20 protein-coding genes and 1 pseudogene are annotated in these 20,817 nt (G+C 45.7%); 10 read left to right on the top strand and 11 right to left on the bottom strand.

Features of this window, described 5'->3' with window-relative positions; translation table 11 throughout:
* The first annotated feature begins 424 nt into the window (after positions 1-424).
* A complete protein-coding gene (locus tag KXD93_RS02855; protein WP_258135350.1) occupies positions 425-694 on the top strand; it encodes a helix-turn-helix domain-containing protein in 270 nt (89 codons plus the stop codon).
* Positions 691-987, top strand: coding sequence for a hypothetical protein (locus KXD93_RS02850; protein WP_258135349.1), 297 nt, complete (start codon positions 691-693; stop codon positions 985-987). The genes KXD93_RS02855 and KXD93_RS02850 overlap by 4 nt, the downstream gene beginning before the upstream one ends.
* A gap of 2 nt (positions 988-989) precedes the next feature.
* Here the strand turns inward: KXD93_RS02850 and KXD93_RS02845 are convergent, their stop codons facing one another.
* The 6 genes and pseudogenes from KXD93_RS02845 to KXD93_RS02820 form a co-directional block, all read right to left on the bottom strand.
* Positions 990-1,634, bottom strand: coding sequence for a GIY-YIG nuclease family protein (locus tag KXD93_RS02845; protein WP_258135348.1), 645 nt, complete (start codon positions 1,632-1,634; stop codon positions 990-992).
* Positions 1,635-1,866: 232 nt separating this feature from the next.
* Entirely contained in the window at positions 1,867-2,562 is a 696-nt protein-coding gene (locus tag KXD93_RS02840; protein ID WP_258135347.1) for a sulfite oxidase-like oxidoreductase, read from the bottom strand.
* Positions 2,563-2,570: 8 nt separating this feature from the next.
* Entirely contained in the window at positions 2,571-3,581 is a 1,011-nt protein-coding gene (locus KXD93_RS02835; RefSeq protein ID WP_258135346.1) for an LLM class flavin-dependent oxidoreductase, read from the bottom strand.
* Positions 3,582-3,588: 7 nt separating this feature from the next.
* Positions 3,589-4,695, bottom strand: a complete 1,107-nt coding sequence (locus KXD93_RS02830) for an NADH:flavin oxidoreductase (RefSeq protein ID WP_258135345.1) — start codon at positions 4,693-4,695, stop codon at positions 3,589-3,591.
* Positions 4,696-4,706: 11 nt separating this feature from the next.
* Complete coding sequence (locus tag KXD93_RS02825) at positions 4,707-5,006, bottom strand: ArsR/SmtB family transcription factor (RefSeq protein ID WP_258135344.1); 300 nt, start codon at positions 5,004-5,006, stop codon at positions 4,707-4,709.
* Positions 5,007-5,069: 63 nt separating this feature from the next.
* Positions 5,070-5,207: pseudogene (locus tag KXD93_RS02820) on the bottom strand (helix-turn-helix domain-containing protein); the annotation flags it as partial.
* 182 nt (positions 5,208-5,389) lie between these two features.
* Between KXD93_RS02820 and KXD93_RS02815 the strand changes: the two are divergent.
* Positions 5,390-5,899 (top strand): peptide-methionine (S)-S-oxide reductase, encoded by a 510-nt coding sequence (locus KXD93_RS02815; RefSeq protein WP_258135343.1) that lies wholly within the window; start codon positions 5,390-5,392, stop codon positions 5,897-5,899.
* A gap of 7 nt (positions 5,900-5,906) precedes the next feature.
* Here KXD93_RS02815 and KXD93_RS02810 read toward each other — a convergent pair whose 3' ends face one another.
* Entirely contained in the window at positions 5,907-6,212 is a 306-nt protein-coding gene (locus KXD93_RS02810; RefSeq protein ID WP_258135342.1) for an RNA recognition motif domain-containing protein, read from the bottom strand.
* A gap of 4 nt (positions 6,213-6,216) precedes the next feature.
* Entirely contained in the window at positions 6,217-6,621 is a 405-nt protein-coding gene (locus KXD93_RS02805) for an NAD-dependent epimerase/dehydratase family protein (RefSeq protein WP_258135341.1), read from the bottom strand.
* 502 nt (positions 6,622-7,123) lie between these two features.
* Here KXD93_RS02805 and KXD93_RS02800 point away from each other — a divergent pair.
* Positions 7,124-7,411, top strand: a complete 288-nt coding sequence (locus KXD93_RS02800) for a hypothetical protein (protein ID WP_258135340.1) — start codon at positions 7,124-7,126, stop codon at positions 7,409-7,411.
* A 243-nt stretch (positions 7,412-7,654) separates the two neighbouring features.
* Here KXD93_RS02800 and KXD93_RS02795 read toward each other — a convergent pair whose 3' ends face one another.
* The 3 genes from KXD93_RS02795 to KXD93_RS02785 all read right to left on the bottom strand — a co-directional run bounded on the left by KXD93_RS02795 (position 7,655) and on the right by KXD93_RS02785 (position 10,356).
* Complete coding sequence (locus KXD93_RS02795) at positions 7,655-8,812, bottom strand: serine hydrolase domain-containing protein (RefSeq protein WP_258135339.1); 1,158 nt, start codon at positions 8,810-8,812, stop codon at positions 7,655-7,657.
* An 84-nt stretch (positions 8,813-8,896) separates the two neighbouring features.
* Positions 8,897-9,454 carry a helix-turn-helix domain-containing protein gene (locus KXD93_RS02790; RefSeq protein WP_258135338.1) on the bottom strand — a complete coding sequence of 186 codons (558 nt, stop codon included), beginning with the start codon at positions 9,452-9,454 and terminating at the stop codon, positions 8,897-8,899.
* A gap of 647 nt (positions 9,455-10,101) precedes the next feature.
* The gene (locus tag KXD93_RS02785) at positions 10,102-10,356 is read right to left on the bottom strand and encodes a hypothetical protein (RefSeq protein ID WP_258135337.1); all 255 of its coding nucleotides are present in this window, start codon (positions 10,354-10,356) and stop codon (positions 10,102-10,104) included.
* Positions 10,357-10,464: 108 nt separating this feature from the next.
* Between KXD93_RS02785 and KXD93_RS02780 the strand changes: the two genes are divergently transcribed.
* The 6 genes from KXD93_RS02780 to KXD93_RS02755 all read left to right on the top strand — a co-directional run bounded on the left by KXD93_RS02780 (position 10,465) and on the right by KXD93_RS02755 (position 20,809).
* Positions 10,465-11,046: an RNA polymerase sigma factor gene (locus KXD93_RS02780; RefSeq protein WP_258135336.1), complete on the top strand. Its 582-nt coding sequence runs from the start codon at positions 10,465-10,467 to the stop codon at positions 11,044-11,046.
* A gap of 113 nt (positions 11,047-11,159) precedes the next feature.
* Positions 11,160-12,089 (top strand): ABC transporter ATP-binding protein, encoded by a 930-nt coding sequence (locus tag KXD93_RS02775; protein WP_258135335.1) that lies wholly within the window; start codon positions 11,160-11,162, stop codon positions 12,087-12,089.
* Positions 12,090-12,094: 5 nt separating this feature from the next.
* Entirely contained in the window at positions 12,095-14,389 is a 2,295-nt protein-coding gene (locus tag KXD93_RS02770; RefSeq protein ID WP_258135334.1) for a Gldg family protein, read from the top strand.
* Between the two features lie 74 nt (positions 14,390-14,463).
* Complete coding sequence (locus tag KXD93_RS02765; RefSeq protein WP_258135333.1) at positions 14,464-15,576, top strand: FecR family protein; 1,113 nt, start codon at positions 14,464-14,466, stop codon at positions 15,574-15,576.
* 125 nt (positions 15,577-15,701) lie between these two features.
* Positions 15,702-19,403 (top strand): SusC/RagA family TonB-linked outer membrane protein, encoded by a 3,702-nt coding sequence (locus KXD93_RS02760; protein WP_258135332.1) that lies wholly within the window; start codon positions 15,702-15,704, stop codon positions 19,401-19,403.
* Positions 19,404-19,414: 11 nt separating this feature from the next.
* Positions 19,415-20,809: a RagB/SusD family nutrient uptake outer membrane protein gene (locus tag KXD93_RS02755; protein ID WP_258135331.1), complete on the top strand. Its 1,395-nt coding sequence runs from the start codon at positions 19,415-19,417 to the stop codon at positions 20,807-20,809.
* Positions 20,810-20,817 lie beyond the last annotated feature (8 nt).

Below are 20,817 nucleotides of genomic sequence, written 5' to 3'. Positions count from 1 at the left end.
AATATTGTTAACGGCACAGAGGTTTCTACTGCTGTCGGAATTACCTTAAACGGAAGCAATTGTCAAATTGCTTCCACAACATAAGGCCAGCTATTTATTCCTTTTAACGATTGAACATTGGGAAAATGCTAAAAAAACAATGGCCTATAAGTAATTACAGGCCATTGTTTCTATTCTGCGGTGAGGTAGGGAAACAAACCCAACCCATAACGCGCTGTATTTCAAATATTTATATTGTCTTATTTATACCACTACACGAATCGTGCAATGACATTTTGAGGCTTATTTGAATCGTTAAATAAAGGTACAAATTCCGCCCTAAAAACACAAGAAAAATCTTCAGATTTAATATTTTAGGTTGCCAACCTTGCTCCTACCTTTTTGCTAACTCACCTTGCCAGAACTTTGCTATCCCAAATTTTTCATGATGACAATAGAGTTTATAACTAAGGAAGATCTGTATGTATTTAAAAACGAGTTGTTGCAGGAACTTCTGGCTGCATTGAAGCAACAACCCCAAAAGAATAATCAATGGTTAAAGAGCTGCGCGGTCAGGAAAATGCTCAACGTTTCACCCAACACGTTGCAGCGCCTGCGCATAAGAGGCGTTCTGAAATTCTCAAAAGTGGGCAGCACGTTCTACTATAAAGCCGATGATGTTCAAAAAATGCTGGAAGGAAAGGTTACACGATGAGCGATCAAAAAGATATTCTTTTCGATTTTTTAGATAAAGCAAGCTGCGACGAGCGCTTGCTGCCTTCTCACATTTCATTGTTTACTGCAATGTACAACCTATTAAGGCAGACAGGCGCAGGAAACAAAGTGAGGATTTCCCGGAAAAAATTAATGCCCATGGCAAAAATTCAATCCATCTCCACTTATCACCGATGTATTAGTGATCTGACAGCATTTAATTATGTTATTTATCAACCTTCTTATGATCATTTTTCCGGGAGTTTCATTATTTTCAACGATACTGGAAATTAAACCTATCCTTTCCCCGGCATCTGCCCTCCCCGCACGTTTTCCCAACCGTACTGCCTGATATAATCCATCAGCAGCCGGTTCTTCAACTCAAGATAACTCCCCGCATCCGGCTTGATTGTAATCATCTCACACACCCTGAGTACCCGGTTGTCACGCGTCCAGGCAATTCCCTTTCCACTAAAATGTTCGCCAAGTGATTTTCCCAGGCGCTGGCAACTACCTATATAATAGCAGTCATTCTCCAACTCCAGCACATACACGTGCCAATCGTCACAGGTGCCAAACAGGTAATGGCAACCGGCAACATAGTACCTTATTTTATTGAGCTCAAAATCGTAAATGTGTTCCAGCCGCTCCTGCAGCCTGTATGACTCGACAATGGTAAAATCGCCGCCCCTGACGTTTTCCCAGCCAAAACGCTCCATTTGCTGCAGCGTCATCCAGTTTTCGTGCAGCATCGCTTCCGCCGGGCTATCAACCGATAATTCTTTCGTTAACAGGATATGCAGCGGTTTGTGCAGCCTGGTCCACTTCGCACCCTTTCCCGAAAGGTGTTCGCTAAACCTGAAATCAGGGTTATCCGTTTGACCGACGTAATATTTATCGTTCTCCAACTCTAATAAATATAGCTTCAGTAATATTGCCATTTCCAGGGGCGGAAATCCTTTTTGTTATGCTGAATTCCCCAACCAGCACTAAGTTAAAGGCAAACTTATTACGAGGTGGTAGATAACAAAGATTTTAGGCAATAATTTATTGCAAAACCCCGGTCCCGCTGATTAGGCTTTTGTATATTTTTAATGCGTTTGGCGGGCGTGGGCTTCGTGCCAGGTGTTGGATAGCAACGTATTTATTCAAAAAAGTCGGCTTGGAGGCCATCTAGTCGTCATAACGGTCATTCCGCCAGGGATAAGCGGTATTGGAATAACCCCGCTCCTCCCAAAAGCCGCGTTTATCAGCCGTAAGGAACTCTATCCGCTTGATCCATTTGGAACCTTTCCAGGCATAGAGTTGCGGCGTGATCATGCGGCAAGGCCCGCCGTGTTCTTTGGCTAAGGGTTGCCCGTCGAAAGTATGCACCAACAGCACATCAGGCTTGAGTGCTTCTTCCAGCGACATATTGGTCGAATAAGTATCATAACCGTAGCAAATGATGTGTGTTGCGGTTTCTTTTGGGTGTACCAGCGCAGCCAGGTCCAGCAGGCTCACCCCTTTCCAGTGCATATCCAGTTTCGACCAGGTAGTCACACAGTGAAAGTCAGAGGTATCTTTGGTTTGCGGCAGCGCCATAAAATCCTTCCAGCTCAGCCTGACCGGGTTTTCCACCGCGCCGTCTATTGTCAGCCGCCATTTATCCAGCGGGATGTTAGGGTGATGCCCCAGGTCAAGCACCGGCCATTTATAGGTGACTGTCTGGCCAATTGGCAGCGTGGGCATGCCGTGCCTGTTCGGTTTGCCGGAACCTTTTGGGGTGTCATCAGCGACAGAAGGTATCGAGGTCATTTTTTCTTCAAATCGTGCCTTGAGCTTCATCCTCGCCTCGATAATCCGCTCCAGTTTTTCTGGTTCTTCCATACCCTAAATTAAGCTAATTTCATTACCTCCGCAAATAAACGGAAGGATTTCAGTTTAGCCTTGTGATCGTAAACGTGGGTAGTAGCCATAATCTCATCCAGGCCGTTTTCTTCGACAAAATCAACCAGCTTTTTACTTATCGTTTCTTTACTGCCAATAAACGAATAAGCCAGCATTTCCATCACCGCCGCTTCCTCAAAAACACTCCAAACAGTCTGCATATCATCTACCGGCGGTTGCAGGAGCTGTCTTCTACCGGTAATAACCCCCATAAACATTTGCTTAACTGACGTAGCTAAATATCCTGCTTCTCCGTCGGTATCAGCCGCTACGACATTCACGCAAGCCATCACATAAGGCTTGGACAATTGTGCCGACGGTTGAAAATTATCCCTGTAGATCGCAATCGCCTCTTTGAAGTAAGCCGGCGCGAAATGACTGGCAAACGCATAGGGCAAACCTTTGGCAGCAGCAAGTTTTGCGCTGTCGGTACTTGAACCCAATATCCAGATCGGGATATCCAGGCCCTCGCCCGGGATCGCCCTTACCTTGCCATCAAAGTTATCCGCCGAAAAATAACGCTGCAAAGCTTCCACATCCTTTGGGAAATAAAAAGCAGCGTTCATATTCTGCCCCCGGATAGCCTGGGCGGTTGCCTGGTCGCTGCCCGGCGCACGGCCTAAACCCAGGTCGATCCGACCGGGATATAGGGTTTCCAGCGTGCCGAACTGCTCTGCCACCACCAGCGGGGAGTGATTCGGCAGCATGATGCCACCTGACCCCACGCGAATCTTGTCCGTATTGCCGGCGATATAACCGATTAACAATGACGTCGCTGAACTGGCTACGGAGATCATGTTATGATGCTCGGCGAACCAGTAACGCGAATAACCCAGGGCTTCCGCCTGCCTGGCATTTTCTAAACTCTTATGATAAGTATCCGCTATAGAATACCCCTCAACGACGGTCGCCAGGTCCAGCACGGAATAGGCGATATCTTTTAATGCTTTTATACTCATTTTATGGTTAGCTAACGATCAGTTCAGCCATCGCTGCTTTAGTGAAATTCCTCAATTCGCCCAGTCGGCCCTCGTGGATCTTTTTCGGCCAGAAAGGATCGGCCAATATCGGCCTGCCCACGCCAACCAGGTCGAAGTCACCCCGGTCCAGGCGGCGAAGCAGTTCATCCAGCGAGCTGGGTTCCGAACTTTCACCGGCAAAGGAGCCGAAAAAGTCACCGGAAAGGCCCACCGAACCAACCGTGATAGTCGTTTTGCCGCTTACCTTTTTGGCCCAGCCTGCAAAATTCAGGTCGGAACCTTCAAATTCAGGTTCCCAAAAACGGCGCTGCGAACAATGAAAAATATCGATCCCTGCATCAGCCAGCGGATTTATCCAGGCTTCCAGTTCCTCCGGCGTTTTAGCCAGCTGATAGGTATAAGCAGATGGCTTGAATTGCGACAGGCGGATAATAACCGCAAAGTCCTCACCTACCCTTTTACGGACTTCCTTAATAACTTCAATGGCAAAACGGCTGCGTTCCGGCAAAGTTTTGCCGCCAAAAATATCGGTACGTTTATTCGTGCCTTCCCAAAAGAACTGGTCGATCAGGTAGCCGTGCGCGCCATGGATCTCCACGCAGTCAAAGCCCATTGCTTTGGCGTCTGCCGCAGCTTGTCCGAAGGCGGCGATCGTGTCGGCAATATCACTTTCGGTCATGGTGTTGCCGTTGCTGAAATCCGGATTGTTCAGGCCCGACGGCCCTTCGAAGGGAACCGGCGGCAGCCATCCCGAGTGATGATTTTGGGAAATGCCCTGGTGCCAGATCTGCGGCCCCATAGCACCGCCTTCGGCGTGTACGCCCTCGACCACCGTTTTCCAACCGGCCAGGGCAGCTTCGCCATAAAAATGCGGGATATTAGGGTCGGCAGATGAGGAAGCGCGGTTGATGACCGTTCCCTCCGAAAGGATCAGGCCGGCTTCGCCTTCCGCGCGTTTGCGGTAGTAGGCCGCCACATCAGCAGTTGGAACACCATTGGGCGAGAAGGCACGCGTCATGGGCGCCATGACAATGCGGTTTTTAATATGTAAGGATTTCAGGCTAAAGGGCCTGAACAAGCTGTTGTTTTCCATAGTATATAATCTTAAATGTCAGATTCGATTAGTTTGCTTAAGGCGGCGAAAGTTTCCTCGTTGCGCCGGTAATAGGTCCATTGCCCGACACGGGTTGCGGTAACCAGGCCCGAACGCTGGAGGGTCGTGAGGTATTCGGATACGGTAGATTGTGTCAGTCCTGCCTTTTGCTGGATTTGCCCGACACAAACGCCATTGTCGTAGCCGTATTGCCCCTGGTCAGGAAAGTTCTTTTCCGGGTCCTTCAGCCAGTTCAGTATCTGCAAACGGCTTTTATTGGAAAGTGCCTTGAATATCTCCAGTTGATCCATGTCGCAATATATATCGGGATTTTCCGATATGTCAATTTGATAGTAAAAATGACATAAAACCGATTAATTAACCGACTTCCGGAATTCCAGCGGCGACAAACTGGTTTTCGATTTAAATAACGTGCTAAAGGACTGGGGATGTTCAAAGCCGAGCTCGTAAGCCACCTCGCTTATCGACAGGTTTGTTGTCGATAGTGTTTGGTGTTATCAATCAGCTTCAGGTGACTGCTGATATTGCCCAAAGCGCCTGTTAATACAATTTTCATATATGATTTGATAGACCAGAACGGTCAGCAAACCCAATAGCCACATTATAGCCAAAACGTCTTTTCACATAACCAAAACGCTTGTGGTTCATGCCGTTTCTTCGTAATTTTGCTCCCATGCAAAGAATTGGCCTCGGCGGATCCTGTCACTGGTGTACCGAAGCGATCTTCCGGTCGCTAAAAGGTGTCACAACCGTTGAACAAGGCTGGATCGCTGCCGATGGAGAAGATGCTGATCCGTCTGAAGCGGTGATCGTCAATTTCGATCCTAATGCAATAAGCCTGAAAACACTCATTGCAGTTCATTTGCATACCCACAGCTGTACCGTCAACCATGATATGCGCATCAAATATAGGTCCGCTGTTTACACCTTTACAGAAGAACAAGCTACTGCTGCAAATTTGGCGCTGCAAAATTTGCAAGCCGATTTTAACGAGCCCATCATCACGCAGGTACTCCCCTTTCAATCATTTAAACTGAACGAAGAAAATTACCTGGATTATTATTACAAGGATCCCACCAAACCGTTTTGCCAAAATATCGTTGGTCCCAAACTCAAAGCTCTACTGGCCCGCTTCAGCAAGGAAATCCACCCGGAAAGGCGGGGCCACCTGCAAAGTTTGTAAACTACGCTCAGCGCGCCCGCCTCGGTCTTTTGGCTCTTGGTTCGGCAGGTGCCGGCCCATCGGCCGCATTTTTTGTCTCTGCTATCCTGACGCTCATTTTCCGGTCACCCATAGCCATACCGTCCAGCGCCGAGACTGCTCGGTCTGCACCTGCTTTATCGGTCATGGCTACAAAGCCATAGCCCTTGCTTGCGCCGGTTTGCTGATCGGTGACAATCGTAATAGAATTAACCGTTCCATGAACGCTGAACATTTCCAGCAGTTCAACGTCCGTGCTGTCCTTCGGAAAACCAACAACGAATAATTTTGCCATAGACTTATAATTTAGGGATCTCCGGTCCGCTATACGGTGATTCCAGCGCATTTTTTATTTGCAGGAGCCGGTGCCTGGCGCGGCCGTTATCCGCATTCAATAACATGGTCGCAATGTTCCGTTCCACGGCCTCTTTTACGTCGAGCTGGTCGTTTTCAGAGCTTTCTTTAAACTTCGAAAAATCATGATTAAAAGCGGTGTGGATTACGCCATCGGCGGCGGTAGCTCCGCTTCGCAGGCTGTCTAAATTATTAAGATCACCGCGATGCGCCTGCGCACCAGCTCCTATAAGTTTCTTATCCGACGCTTCATTGCGGGAAAGGCCAATAACCTGGTGGCCGGAATGAATTAATTCCTGAACGATGGCTGAGCCTACAAAGCCCGTTGCGCCTGTGACGAATACTTTCATATTTTATGTAATTAGATGATATGCAAAGGTGGGCAGAAACGGGAGCGTAAAAGTAGGCTAATCCACGCGTGTTGTAGCCAAAACCTTAGCTTGTAGTCAAAACCGTCGCATGCGGGTAACTTCAACAAACCGAGTTATCTCGCTTTCAATATTATAGTAATGGGGAGATACCCTTACGGCCCAGTACCAGTTCACTGCCTTTTTATTTGTAGTTCCGACTGCCTGCTTTTTATACCTTCTGATAACAGGCTTATTGGCAATCATTCGCTATTTTCTTGTTGAATAATCCATCTTAAATGCCAAAAAGTCCATTTATTTAATTGCGGAATGATGGTAATTTTAATTTTTAAATACATTCAGTCAAACTTAAACCGAAATAATGAAACATCTCCTGTTCTTACTATCCTTAGTTGTTGTTCTTTCTTGCAAGCAGAATACTTCCACCAAAGCCACTAAATTATCCGGAAAATATGCTGTCGCTGGATTCAAAGTAAAATCCGATATGAAAAAAAACGGCGGCCGGTTGGTTGCTGCAACAGATGGTGAAAGTTATGCCTTTAACTTTACGAGTGACCATTCGCTTTTACTCAATCCAAAACTTGCCAAAGCGTATTTTTCCGATTCGGTTTATCAATACAGGATAACAGACACTGTACTGTATCTATCGGACAAAAATAATGAACATAGAATTCCGTATAGGCGGGATGGCGGGATTTTAAACCTATTTATTAACTCAAATGGGATTGATACCTTACAAATCATCCCGGTTAAGCAGGCGGGATTAAACTGATCAAAAGATTAATGCGCTATCGGTAGCGTAACCGGCAGTGCCGGGAGTAAGCGGGTTGGTCGAACCGAAGGTGTGGTATAAGGTTATTCCTGATATTTCGGTAGCTTTGAAACAAATTAAAAACCCGGGCCAGCCATTTTTTTTTGCTATAGTAACTCCTATCCAGATACGGTACGCAGAAGATCAGAATCTGTCTGCCGGACGCTGCAATTACCCATCAGCATCAAACGCGATTAATTTTGACTAGTTCCCCAGGTAACCCAGCCAGGCCAATGGTGAATAATGGTCACCGATACAGGACTCCAGGATGGCTTGCGAAGCCCCCTCGAAATTTTCGCTATTGCTTAGGATGACTACGGCGATACCTTTTTTCGGAAAGGCGATAAAATAGTTCTGGTTCGCGTCACCATGACCGGCATGAAAGAAAGCAGGGCCGTAAGGGGTATGGCAAAGGCCTGTCCCCAGCCCCCAGGCCAGCTTGATTCGGTCATTGTCGGTTGTAATGCTGTCTCTAAGCGGACCGAAGCCGCGCTTGCTGCGGACCATGAACTGTGGCGACAGCATCTGTCTGTACAAGCGCTTGGACAGGCCCTTGTGCGCCATCAGGTTGATCACAAATTTGGCGTAATCGGCAGCGGTGGTGGTCATCGACCCTGCTGCCCTGCCATTCTCTCTTCTTTCTGAACCATACTTCTTGCCATCCTTGAAATAAGCAAAAGAAAAATTCTTCTCAAAGGCACTTTCCCAGATCATGCTGGTATGGCTCATTTGTAAGGGCGCGAACACCTCTTTCCTGGCCAGGTCCTCCAGCCTTTTACCGGTATACTCCTCGATCATAAAACCCAGTAGGTTCATTCCTTCGTTCGAATAATAGAACTTTTCGCCCGGCCGGGAGATCAGGCTGACCTTGTTGCCGTACATGCCCCGGAGCACCGGCATACCGGAACTGTGTGTGAGCAGCATGCGCGGGGTGATGCGGTTAAAGGCAGCCGTGTCGCCTGCGAGATCCTGCCATTTCGGGTATTGGCCTATGGATAGTTTAAGGTAGTGATGAACCGGCTCGTCAAGGCTGAATATGCCCTGATCTACCAGTCGCAGGAACAAGTAAGCGCTCACCACTTTTGTTAATGATGCCGCGTACATCTCGGTGCTGTCATCCAGCAGGAGCTGTTTTTCGGTATCCTTATAGCCAAAACTTTTGGTGTAGGCAATTTGACCATTATGAATGATCGCTACCTGCAGGCCGGCGACCTTCGCACTGTCGGCGATATGCGCTATTCTTGCGCTCAATGCGCTGGCCGTAACGGAATTTCCGTCCAGGTGCTGAACAGATGCGATCATTTGCGCGGAAGCTGCGGTCAGGCCAAAGCAGCAGGCCAGTAAATAGATTAACTTTTTCATCGGGTTATTTTTTTCTACAAATCTCCGGCGAAAAACCCTTGTCCGCAACGACACCTGCCCGACACCAGCGCGACAAATCGGCCTTTACAGCTTCAAAAAGCGCCAGGACAGCGGATAATTGATTTTTTTTAGATTAATGGCTCGGAAAAGATTGACCAGGGTCATCACGACCATAAACAAATAGACCAGCATCGTCAAAGGGAAGCCCAGCGGGAAAAAATAAACCATCAGCACGATGGACGGAAAGAAAAGGATGCTCATCGTCAGGTGAAAATTGAGTACCTGCCTCCCCTGCCGGTCATAAGCCTGATCCGCATCTCTTTTGAACAGCCATAAAATAAAAGGCAGGATGATGTTCAATATAGGCATGCCTAAACCCAATAGCGCAGCCACATGAAACAGCGGGCTAAGCGTAGCAGGTTTTGCAGCCGTCGCAGGGGCGCTGCCTTCCGGCTCATCCATCAGCACTTCCGCCTCAATATCCAAACAGGCCGCCAGGATCTTCAGCGTCTGCACATGCGGCACGACCGCCCCTTTCTCTATCCGCTGGATGGTACGGCTGGTGACGCCGGATAGTTCAGAAAGCTGTTCCTGGGTCAGTCCTTTCTTTCGGCGGTAAAGCGCAAGGGCGGTGGCGGGCATAAGGTTGATTTTTTTTCGAATATGGATAAAAAAAAGGAAATTTAATCATGCCTGTCAAGGCAATATCGGATGAACTTTATTTGGCATATTTCCGGAAAGCGATCAATATTTGAAAAAGAAAATAGGATAATAGCAGACGCTCTAAAAAAACCAAGTATAAAAGGCAAATGACCGCTTGAGATTTGCCACAGATTCATACAATTCGGTAGATTTATGTGCCGGGTTAAAAAGGCTAAACATATTAAAGGCATTATCATTTAGGTAATTGATTGTTGGTTTAATATTTTGAAAATCAGGCACCCAGAAAAGGCCGGGGTTCGCTGAAATAGCAAGTACAGCATAAAATACCATTACTGTTGCCAAAATGAATCCAAATGGCTTTACATTGCGACGAAAACGAAGTCTACTGTTATGATCTCCCTTTTTTCCATTGCAAATTTTAATTGCCTGTAAGTATCTTTCAGCAAGGCCGGATTTCCCGTCCTCAGTTTTGTTTCGTCAAACCAACTGACCGAATTGGTGACAGGAAATCGCCCTCAGTTTCCGGCAGGTGAACCACGATATGTCTTTTAAACAAGATCGGCCCCAATCGAAGGGGCATTTTGCACGAATGAGGATTACAATGGTTTCCTGCAACATTTGTATAATCATTGTGTCGGATGATTTTTATCCTGCAAGTAAATCAGGAGGAGGTTCAGTTTATGTGTCGTTGCCAATGCAAACTTTTTTTGCTCCAATTTCACGGTTTGTTCATCTTTACTCAAAGCTGCAGATAAGGACAAATGGGCGATGGCATCACCGGTTTGCGAGTTAATAAATTCATAGTAAATTTTCGCGTCCATATTGACGGTTAAACGAAGCAATAAAAACGGGTAATTGATATAGGGCTTAGAGAATAACATTCTTTTAAAATTCAGCATCGATCCATGTAATAGGGTTACGACTTATTAAGAATAATTTTCAATGTTACATTTTTTTAATAATTCCTTAATTTAGGCGCACTAATTAGTATGGCAGACTATAGCGCATATTCAGATGCTGATCTGGCTGGTTTTTTAAAAACCGGCGACCGCTCTGCTTTCGCCGAAATTTATAACCGCTACAAATTCATACTCCATAACCACGCCTGGAACAAAACCCGTAATACCGCTGAAGCACAGGATGCACTACAGGAAGTTTTCGCCGCGCTCTGGGCTAAACGAGAAACTATCAATTTAGGCAGCAATTTATCGGGTTACCTGTACACCGCCATACGCAATCATATCCTGAATGGCATTGCACGCAAGGATGTCCAATCCAGGTACGTATCCTCCATTCAACAATTTTCTGCCGAAAATGTAACGGTAACTGACCATCTGGTACGCGAAAATCTGTTTAAAGCCTTAATAGAAAAAGAGATCGCCGCACTGCCGCCCAGGATGCGTGAGGTGTTTGAACTAAGCCGTAAACAGCATTTAAGCCACAAACAAATTGCTGAAATTATGGGTACCAGCGAGCAAACAGTAAAAAAACAAATGACCAACACCTTAAGAGTGCTCCGTTCCAAATTAGGGTTAGTAGTTTATATATACTTGTTAATCACCATCCGCTAATCTTTGTTTTTTATTTTTCTTCCCGATACCTCTTGTGCGGAGCCTCTTTGTCTTACACCCAAAGCCTGATGCTATGGTAACGTAACCACAGAAAGAGGCGCTGATCAAAATTGGTGAAAAAAAATATAGTAAGCGTAGAACACCTCTCGCACAAGTACAGTAAAAACTGGGCGATAAGAGATATTAATTTCGAGATAAACCAAAAAGGCGTATTGGGATTACTGGGCTCCAACGGCGCCGGTAAGTCCACAACCATGAATATCCTTTGCGGAGTGCTCAACCAAACAGAAGGAAAGGTTTTTATTGATGGCATTAACTTACGCGAACACCCGGAGCAGGCCAAGCGGTTACTGGGCTTTTTACCGCAAAATGCCCCCCTGCACCTCGACCTTACTGTTGACGAATACCTCCGGTACTGCGCATTTATACGAAATATAGAAAAAAAACAGGTAAAAGCAGCGGTTGAAGCGGCAAAGGCGAAGTGTGGTATTACGCACTTCAGCCACCGGTTGATTAGTAATTTATCCGGCGGATACCGGCAACGCGTAGGCATCGCGCAGGCGATCATTCACCAACCCAAGCTGGTTGTGTTGGATGAACCCACCAATGGCCTCGATCCTATACAGATATTGGAGGTACGCAAGCTGATCAGGGAAATAGCCGAAGAAAGGTCGGTGATCTTTTCTACCCATATCCTTTCAGAAGTTCAGGCCACTTGTAACGATATCCGGATGATAGAAGGAGGCAGAATGGTTTTTGCAGATACGATGGATGCTTTCAATAATTACATCTTACCCAACTCGCTGCTTGTATCTCTTGATAACCCCCCTGCGCTCGCCGAGCTTGAAGCTATAGAGGGCGTAACAAGCGCAGAACTATTGAATGACAACAGCATCCGCATCCGGTTTAAAGCATCGGGTACAATTTCAAAAAGAATTGTTGAACTCAGCATAAACAACGGCTGGCAGTTAAGTGAGATACTGCTTGAAAAAAGCTCGCTCGACGAAATATTCGCCCAACTCTCTAACCGTCCTTTACGATAACAGCCATGCTAAAAACTATAAAAATCGCTCAACTGGAAATCAGCATCTTATTTTATTCGCCGGTAGCCTGGCTTGTACTGGTTATTTTCATGGTACAATCAGGCATGGGTTTCTTTAATATGCTGCAAGGTGTGCAGGAAGCTTTATTGATGGGCTCGCGGATGGGCGACCTCACTTTTACCGCTTTCCCCGGCGTAAGCGGCCTGTTTGCAAAAATTACTGAAACTTTGTACCTCTATATTCCGCTATTAAGTATGGGACTCATGAGCAGGGAAACCAGTAGCGGCTCCATCAAACTGCTGCTCTCATCGCCCGTAAAGATCAGCGAGATCATCTTTGGAAAATACCTGGCCATTGTAACCTACGGCTTCCTGCTGATTTTGATACTTGCCATCTACTCCATTATTGGGGTTATTGCTATAAAGGATGCCGATCTTACCCTTATCCTATCCGGCCTTATCGGGCTTTTCCTGTTAACTTGTACCTATGCGGCCATCGGCCTGTTCATGTCAAGCCTAACCAGTTACCAGGTTGTGGCTGCCATAAGTACGCTGGCTGTATTTGCAGCACTTCGCTTTGTAGGAGGTATAGGCCAGGAGATCAACTTTGTAAGAGATCTTACCTATTTCCTATCCATATCCGGCCGGGCCGATGACATGTTAAAAGGCCTCATTACCACTAAAGATGTATTTTATTTTATTATCATTATTGTATTATTCATTTCGCTTTGTATCCTTCGCCTGCAGGCTGGCCGCGAAGCAAAACCATTGGGTGTACAAGCTGGCAAATATGTTGTATTGGTTATAATATCCCTTATGCTGGGCTATGTAAGCTCAAGGCCATCTTTGATAGGTTACCTGGATATGACGGCTACAAAATCACGAACGCTTACCAAAAACAGCCAGGAGGTGGCAAAAAAGATAAATGGCCCGTTAACCATAACAACCTATGTAAACCTGCTTGATCAGGACGTATATTCGGGTTTGCCCGCCGCGCGAAACAGCGACCTTGATATGTTTGCAGACTATAGGCGTTTCATTCCAGGCTTAACCATGAAATATGTTTATTACTATGATGCTACCGACCTCCAGAATAACCGTAACATGATATACCAGGGAAACATCAAGGGTTTGAGTATAAAACAGGTGGCTGAAAAGGTTGCGGACAATATGGGGCTTGATCTTGACGATTTTATGCCGCCCGCCGAGATCCGTAAAATTATTGATCTTAGTAAGGAGAATAACACCTTTGTTCGTGTGCTCAACTACAAAGGCAAAACAAGTAAGCTGCGTTTATATAACGAAATTAAACGGTTTCCGGAAGAAGCGGAGATAACCGCAGCCATAAAGCGCCTGGTGGTAACCGTACCCAAAATTGGTTTTATAACCGGGAATAACGAACGAAGCATTGATAAAACAGGCGACAGGAACTATCAAATGATCATCAATGACAGAACCGCCCGCCAATCACTCATTAACCAGGGGTTTGATGCAGAGAATATCGACCTAAATAACCAAGTTATTCCCGGCGATATTACGGTGCTGGTACTTGCCGATCCAACTACTGCTTTGACTGATGCAGCATTGCAAAAAATCAAAAACTATGTCGACCGTGGCGGCAACATGCTCATTACCGCCGAACCGGGCAGGCAACAGATCCTCAACCCCTTGTTGGATTATCTAGGGGTGCAATTAATGAATGGCATGTTGGTAGCACCAAGTAAAAATGAAACGCCGGATATGGTATACGCTACAATTGCAAACCAGGCACCAGCAATTGATCGCATTTTTGGGCGGTTACAACAAACCCATAGTTTTGTGGCCATGCAGGGGGTAGCAGCAATTGCTTTTGAACAACAGAAAAAATTCCAGATAAATATGCTATTAGAAAGTGCAACTTCAGGCTGGAACAAAACAGGCAAAACGGACCTTACATCCACAGAAGTAACTTATGATGCTGTTGCAGGCGATAAAAAAGGAAGTTTCCCGGTTGCAGCTGCGCTTTCGAGAACTATCAACTCGCGCCAGCAAAAGATCATCGTATCCGGTGATGCCGACTTTATAAGTAACCTTGCACTTAAAGCACCTAAAGGCTATAACTTAACTTATGGCCAATCGCTGTTCAAATGGTTTTGTGATGACGCGTTTCCGGTAGATGTAAGCCGTGTTGCGACAACAGATGATACTTTACAAATAAAGCGAAAACAACTCTCTACTTTTAAGCTGGTTTTTCTGGGCATTGTGCCGGCCTTAATCGTAGCTTTAGGAGCATTTATCCTGATTAGCAGGAAGAGAAAATAAATTTCATAAGCTGATACCCCCTGCACGGGCATCAGCTTGTCTTACAATACAAAAGGGATGACCAGCCGATTAAAATGGACGAGAACGAAGTAAAAGACCTGCTAAACAGATACAGATCAGGAACTGCCACCGATGATGATAAGGCATTACTGGAAAGCTGGTACCTTAATTTTCAGGAATCGGGGCTGGAAGAATTGGGGATGGATGAAAGGTTACGCGCGGTAAATGCAGCCTGGCAACATTTAGATGGGGGTAATACCCATGTAAGAAAAATAGGCAGCTGGCCTCGTATTGCGGCCGCGGCCGCCATCCTCGTGTTTTTGTCCATAGTCACCTATTTCCTGGTCAATAGAAATTCAACCGCCGGAATAGGTACCGCACAACTGGCTCATACTAAATTTGATATAGCCCCAGGCAGCAACAGAGCCACCTTAACCCTTGCCAGCGGCAAGGTAGTTAACCTGAGCAATAGCCAATCAGGTGTTATTATCAACGCGGCCCGGCTTGTTTATAATGACGGCAGTAAAATTGACACATCAGCAAAAAACAATAGCTCAAATGCCAATGAAAAAGTAATGCTAAGTACACCCAGGGGCGGCACCTATCAATTGTTAATGCCAGACGGTACCAAAGTTTGGCTCAACGCGGCTTCTTCCATTACTTTTCCTTCCACCTTTGCCGGTTTAACGCAGCGTAATGTTGAACTTACCGGCGAAGCTTATTTTGAGGTTGCTAAAAATAAAGCAGTCCCGTTCCGGGTTTCCTCAGCCGGGCAAGTTGTTGAAGTGCTGGGCACCCATTTTGATATCAATGCCTATGCTGATGAACCCGTTGCCAAAACCACGCTTTTACAGGGCAGCATCCTGCTCAACAAAACATTGCTAAAACCTGGCGAACAGGCCCGGCTTACTTCGGGCGGCGTAATAGTTGCTGCAGCCAACGTTGACGAAACCATAGGCTGGAAGAATAATTACATTGTTTTTGAAGATGAAAAAATAGAATCGGTAATGCGGAAAATAGCCCGCTGGTATAATGTGGAAGTGATTTACGAGGGTGAGAAACCGGCAGATGACTTTGGAGGAAGGGTAAGCCGGGGCGCATATGTATCACAAATATTAACGAAACTCGAATTAACCAATAAAGTGCACTTTAGAGTAGCAGGAAGGAGGATTATCGTTACCAAATAATTACTGCTACACCGGTGATCCTTTTAAAACAAAAGGCCAGCAGTGCTTGCAACACAACTGGCCAATGCCTGGATTACGTCAATAAAACTTCAGATCGTATTAACTTCTTAAAACAGACTTAACAAATGTATAAAAATTATACAAGCAAATTTGGTGTGTCCAAACGGCGCATCCATAAACTATTGCTGATTATGCGGTTAACCACCATAATTATTCTGATAACTATCATGCAGGTGAGCGCTAAAAGCTTTGCCCAGCAAATAACGCTGTCAGAAAAAAAGGCAAGCCTGAAAGCAATATTCCTTAAAATTCAGCAGCAAAGCAATTACAATTTTGTTTACACTACCCAGCTATTGAAAGACGCCAGATTGGTCAATATCAATGTTAAAGACGCCGAACTGAAAAGTGTTCTTGAACAGCTATTTAAAGACCAGCCATTGACTTATACTATTGATGAGCATACCATTGTAATTAAGCAAAGGGAGGCTTCTTTTTTTGACAATGTTAAAGACTTTTTAACGTCTATTAATATTACCGGCATCGTAACAAATGATAAGGGGGAACCACTCCCCGGAGCTTCGGTAAAGATAGAAGGAACTCAAAAAGTAGCCGTAACCGATGCCGATGGAAAGTACTTCCTTCAAAACGTCCCCAATGAAGGTAACCTCATCACATCCTATATCGGCTATCAAACAGATACGATTGGTATAAGGGGATTTACAGAGATCAACATAAAGTTAAAACCGCAGTCGCTGGCTATACAGGCGGTAACCATCGTATCAACGGGTTACCAGGACTTACCTAAAGAAAGGGCTACCGGCTCTTTTGAACTGGTTACCAAACAGCAGTTGGCGCATAGTACCGACCCTAACCTGATCAGGCGGCTGGAGGGAATAACCACCAGCCTGGATTTCAGGAACGACCTGCGACCTACAAATTCCAGTAATCCTAACGCAAAACAATCGCCTTTGGCATTACTGACCATCCGTGGTAAAAACACCCTTAATGATGCGGTAGGTGCCGACTTGAACGGAAATACCAGCGGCCAGGTACTGGTTGTTATTGATGGTATAGCAAGCCCCTACGCTATTGATAAAGTGAACCCGAATGATGTGGAAAGCGTCACCATATTAAAAGATGCAGCCGCGGCCTCTATCTGGGGATCAAGGGCTGCAAATGGGGTTATTGTAATCAAAACCAAAAGAGGAGCTTATAACCGGCCAACGCAGATCAGCTTTAACAGCAATGTTAGTATTACCGAAAAGGTAAACTTGTTTTACAATAAAACCATGAGCACGTCCGACTTTATTGACGCGCAAATGGCCCAGTTTACCCAAACCAACCGCGTATTGCCTGCTGTAAGTATTTCTGATCTTTACGGCCAGCAACCCGTATCTCCGGTTGCCGAGATCATGGATGCCTGGAAAAATAAAAACACGCTTACAGCTACGCAGGCCAACCAGCAGATTGACGCTTTACGCGGCAACGATATCAGGCGGGATTATACCAAATACTTCCTGCGCAGCGCCGTTACCCAAAGCTATTCGTTGGCTGTTGACGGCGGATCGACCCTGGTGAACTATCGCCTGTCCGGTGGTTATGATAAATCCATCAACAATACAAGATCATCTGGGTCCGACCGCATCGTTGTGGCTTCAAACTTTTCGGCACGGCCGGCAAAAAACTTGGATCTGCAAGCCAATATCAGCTACAATGTTCAGCATACCAATGACCAGGCTCCTGAAAATGCCATTACCGGTGCCACAAACTCGGTTTTTCAGCCGTATACCCGTTTAACCGACGATAATGGCAACCCTGCCCTGGTAACCAAAACTTACCGGCCTGGCCTGGTAGATCTGTTGGCAAGCACCTATGGCGATAAGATCCAAAGTCTCCAATACCGTCCGCTGGATGACATTAACGAGGGCTATAATAAAGTTAAATCGCAGAATATCAACCTGAATTTCCAGGCCAACTATAAAGTGATCGACGGGCTTTCAGCACAGATAGCTTATAATTACAATTCGGGGCGTAATGATGATAATACGCTTTACAGGCAAAACTCATTTTTTATGCGAAACCTGTATGATTACCAAACTACATCGCCCTACTCATTTGATGAGCAAACGGGCGAATCGGTACCTGCATTTGTTCATCACCTGCCTTTGGGGGGCCAATACACGACCAATTTGGTTAAAAGCAGCAATCAAACCTTGCGCGGGCAATTAAACTATGATAAAACATGGCACGAAAAGCACCAGCTATCGGCCATAGCCGGTATAGACGTAGCCCAAAACTACAGCATTACCAAAGTTGACGGCTATTACGGCTATAATGAAACCACCCTGCAAAGCGCTAACGATATCAATTATCATGACCTGTTACCTATACTTTTCGCATCCGATTTTAGTGGTTATGCCAGCGAGTATATCCCCAAGATAACCACCGGGTTTGTGGATACCAAAGTGAGAACCTACAGTTATTACGCCAACGCCGCTTACACCTATAACCGAAGGTATACCTTATCCGGCAGCTTCCGCCGCGACCTGTCGAGTGAATTTGGGCAGGGCACCAACAACAGCGGCACTCCTTTTTACTCTTTCGGCGGCAGCTGGACCATTAACGAGGAAAAATTTTATCATTGGGCACTGTTTCCGATGTTGCGGTTAAGAGCAACGTTTGGCTACAATGGTAACGTAAACCCGGTCGTGTTAGCAAGGCCGCTCATCAACTACTCCACCTTTAACGGTACAAACAACCTTCCATACGCTTATACCGATGCAAGCTCGGGAGTTTCCAACAGCTTATTGCGCCCGGAAAAGACCGGTATATTTAACGTTGGATTAGATTTTGCAGCAAAGGGAAACCGGATCTCAGGAAGTATAGAATACTATAACAAAAGAACAAAGGACTTATTGGCTAATGGCGCTCTTGACCCTAGTACAGGCTATACTAACACCACATTCAACACCGGCGACCTGAAAGGTTACGGGATGGATATCACCGTTAACTCGGTTAACGTAAAAGCCGGAAATTTCAGGTGGACCAGCAATTTACTATTTAGCTATAATAGAGTAAAAGTTACCAAACTTTACGGCACGGCGGCAAGTTTGGCAGGCCAGGTGGTATCTAACAGCACCGGGTCATATAATGAAGGCTTCGATTTGTCCCGTGTCTTCGGCTATCAATGGGCAGGCCTCGATCCCAAGACGGGCGACCCGAGAGGATATGTAAACGGCGTTGCTACCGCTATTTCAAATACAGCCGACGGAACAGCCGCCTACAACGCTATCCAGAATGCGCCGCTATCCACTCTGCATTATTTCGGTTCGGCTGTACCGGTTTATTACGGTTCCTTCCGAAATACATTGAGCTACGGTTCATTTTCGGTATCGGCTAACATCCTTTACAAGTTAGGTTATTATTTCAGACGGCCGGCTTCGCAGATAGTGAGCTATAGCGCCTTATACAGCAGTACGCCGGTACTACAGGGTGCTGAATATAACAACAGGTGGCAAAAGCCTGGCGATGAAGTCCATACCAATGTTCCATCTGCGGTGTTTTCGTCTACCAATCAAAACAGGGATCTTTTTTACCAATACTCGGAGATTAATGTTTTAAAAGGCGATCATATCCGGTTGCAGGAAATTAATTTGTCCTACGCAGTTAATGCCCCTAAAGGGTGGTTAATTAAAAACCCAAGGGTGTATGCCAACGTAACAAACCTGGGCATCCTTTGGCGGGCAAATAAACTTGGAATTGATCCCGAGGTATATGATTACCCTATTCCAAAAACCTACAGTATTGGATTCTCTGCTAACTTTTAACCAAAATCATCATGAAATTACATAAACATATATTGATACTGATGATGCTAAGCCTGGTATTTGCATCATGCCAAAAATACGTGGACATTAAAAAAAGCAGTTTGCAATCTTTCGTAACAACGGCTAATGACTGCCAGCTTTTACTGGATAATTATACTTTGTTCAATACCGGCTATCCATATGACGGCGAAGCTTCGTCAGACGATTATTACCTTACAGACGATATATACAACACGCAGGATTTTATCAGCGTAGAAGATCTTAGTGTATATACCTGGCTACCCGGTTCTATTCGCGCAGGTTCTGATCAATGGGTTGGCCCTTATAATAAAGTTTACCATGCCAACCTAATTTTGGAGGCATTGGATAAACTGGCGGGCAAGGAAGATCAATCGGTGATAAATAACCTGAGAGGTTCTGCCTTGTTTATGAGGGCTTATTCTTTTTGGAATGTGGCGCAGCTTTATGCTAAACCATACGGCTCAACCGCATCATCCGATCCCGGTATTCCTATTCACCTGGTTTCTGATGTGAATAATACACCTGGACGTGGAACGGTAAAGGAAACATATGACCGCATTATCCAGGATTTAACCGATGCAGCGGGATTACTGAATGCCACTTCAAGCATATCGTCCAGGCCCAATAAGGCTGCCGCTTATGCCATGCTGGCCCGGGTTTACCTATCCATGGAAGACTATCCGAATGCGCTTATCAACGCAAAAGCCGCTTTGGACTTAAAAAGCACTTTGCTTGATTTTAACACTATCGACCCGGAAAACCCTGCCCCCTTCAGACGCTTCACAAATCCCGAAGTCATTTTTCATTCCATCCTGGCTAATAACGATTTCCTGGCCAGCGGTTCGGCAGATTTTACAACTGCTAAAATACAAGCGGACTTTGTAAGCAGTTATAATAGCAACGATTTAAGAAAGATATTCTTCTTCCAGCAAAACAACGATGGCAGCTACCGTTTTACCGGCAATTACGAACCAACAACAGGCTCCAACCTGTTTAATGGATTAACTACAGATGAGCTTTACATTACACGCGCAGAATGTTATGCCCGCGCCGGTAATGCTACTGCTGCGCTGGCAGATTTGAATACTTTACTCAAAGCCAGGTGGGTAACCGGGACTTTTGTAAATATAACCGCCACCAATGCAGATGATGCCCTTACAAAAATACTGGCAGAACGCCGTAAAGAGTTGATTATGCGAGCCCAAAGATGGACTGATCTGCGCAGGCTAAACAAGAATACCCGTTTTGCAATAAACCAGGCACGCGATATCATAACAGGTGCAGCAACAAAAACATTTACGTTGCCGGCTAATGATCCGCGGTACACCTTATTGATACCGCAGGAAGTTATTACGGGTTCAAAACTCCCTCAAAACCAGCGTTAAATACGACT

The organism is Mucilaginibacter phenanthrenivorans (genome assembly GCF_024721155.1).
Taxonomy (GTDB): domain Bacteria; phylum Bacteroidota; class Bacteroidia; order Sphingobacteriales; family Sphingobacteriaceae; genus Mucilaginibacter; species Mucilaginibacter phenanthrenivorans.
Note: the sequence above shows the minus strand (reverse complement) of the source record. Positions and strands in the feature narration are given on the sequence as shown.

Bases quoted from the DNA above. Each gene is read 5' to 3' on its own strand.
- KXD93_RS02855 (WP_258135350.1), top strand. From the start codon at position 425: ATGATGACAATAGAGTTTATAACTAAGGAAGATCTGTATGTATTTAAA.
- KXD93_RS02850 (WP_258135349.1), top strand. From the start codon at position 691: ATGAGCGATCAAAAAGATATTCTTTTCGATTTTTTAGATAAAGCAAGC.
- KXD93_RS02845 (WP_258135348.1), bottom strand. From the start codon at position 1,634: ATGGCAATATTACTGAAGCTATATTTATTAGAGTTGGAGAACGATAAA.
- KXD93_RS02840 (WP_258135347.1), bottom strand. From the start codon at position 2,562: ATGGAAGAACCAGAAAAACTGGAGCGGATTATCGAGGCGAGGATGAAG.
- KXD93_RS02835 (WP_258135346.1), bottom strand. From the start codon at position 3,581: ATGAGTATAAAAGCATTAAAAGATATCGCCTATTCCGTGCTGGACCTG.
- KXD93_RS02830 (WP_258135345.1), bottom strand. From the start codon at position 4,695: ATGGAAAACAACAGCTTGTTCAGGCCCTTTAGCCTGAAATCCTTACAT.
- KXD93_RS02825 (WP_258135344.1), bottom strand. From the start codon at position 5,006: ATGGATCAACTGGAGATATTCAAGGCACTTTCCAATAAAAGCCGTTTG.
- KXD93_RS02815 (WP_258135343.1), top strand. From the start codon at position 5,390: ATGCAAAGAATTGGCCTCGGCGGATCCTGTCACTGGTGTACCGAAGCG.
- KXD93_RS02810 (WP_258135342.1), bottom strand. From the start codon at position 6,212: ATGGCAAAATTATTCGTTGTTGGTTTTCCGAAGGACAGCACGGACGTT.
- KXD93_RS02805 (WP_258135341.1), bottom strand. From the start codon at position 6,621: ATGAAAGTATTCGTCACAGGCGCAACGGGCTTTGTAGGCTCAGCCATC.
- KXD93_RS02800 (WP_258135340.1), top strand. From the start codon at position 7,124: ATGAAAAAAAACGGCGGCCGGTTGGTTGCTGCAACAGATGGTGAAAGT.
- KXD93_RS02795 (WP_258135339.1), bottom strand. From the start codon at position 8,812: ATGAAAAAGTTAATCTATTTACTGGCCTGCTGCTTTGGCCTGACCGCA.
- KXD93_RS02790 (WP_258135338.1), bottom strand. From the start codon at position 9,454: ATGCCCGCCACCGCCCTTGCGCTTTACCGCCGAAAGAAAGGACTGACC.
- KXD93_RS02785 (WP_258135337.1), bottom strand. From the start codon at position 10,356: ATGTTATTCTCTAAGCCCTATATCAATTACCCGTTTTTATTGCTTCGT.
- KXD93_RS02780 (WP_258135336.1), top strand. From the start codon at position 10,465: ATGGCAGACTATAGCGCATATTCAGATGCTGATCTGGCTGGTTTTTTA.
- KXD93_RS02770 (WP_258135334.1), top strand. From the start codon at position 12,095: ATGCTAAAAACTATAAAAATCGCTCAACTGGAAATCAGCATCTTATTT.
- KXD93_RS02765 (WP_258135333.1), top strand. From the start codon at position 14,464: ATGGACGAGAACGAAGTAAAAGACCTGCTAAACAGATACAGATCAGGA.
- KXD93_RS02760 (WP_258135332.1), top strand. From the start codon at position 15,702: ATGTATAAAAATTATACAAGCAAATTTGGTGTGTCCAAACGGCGCATC.
- KXD93_RS02755 (WP_258135331.1), top strand. From the start codon at position 19,415: ATGAAATTACATAAACATATATTGATACTGATGATGCTAAGCCTGGTA.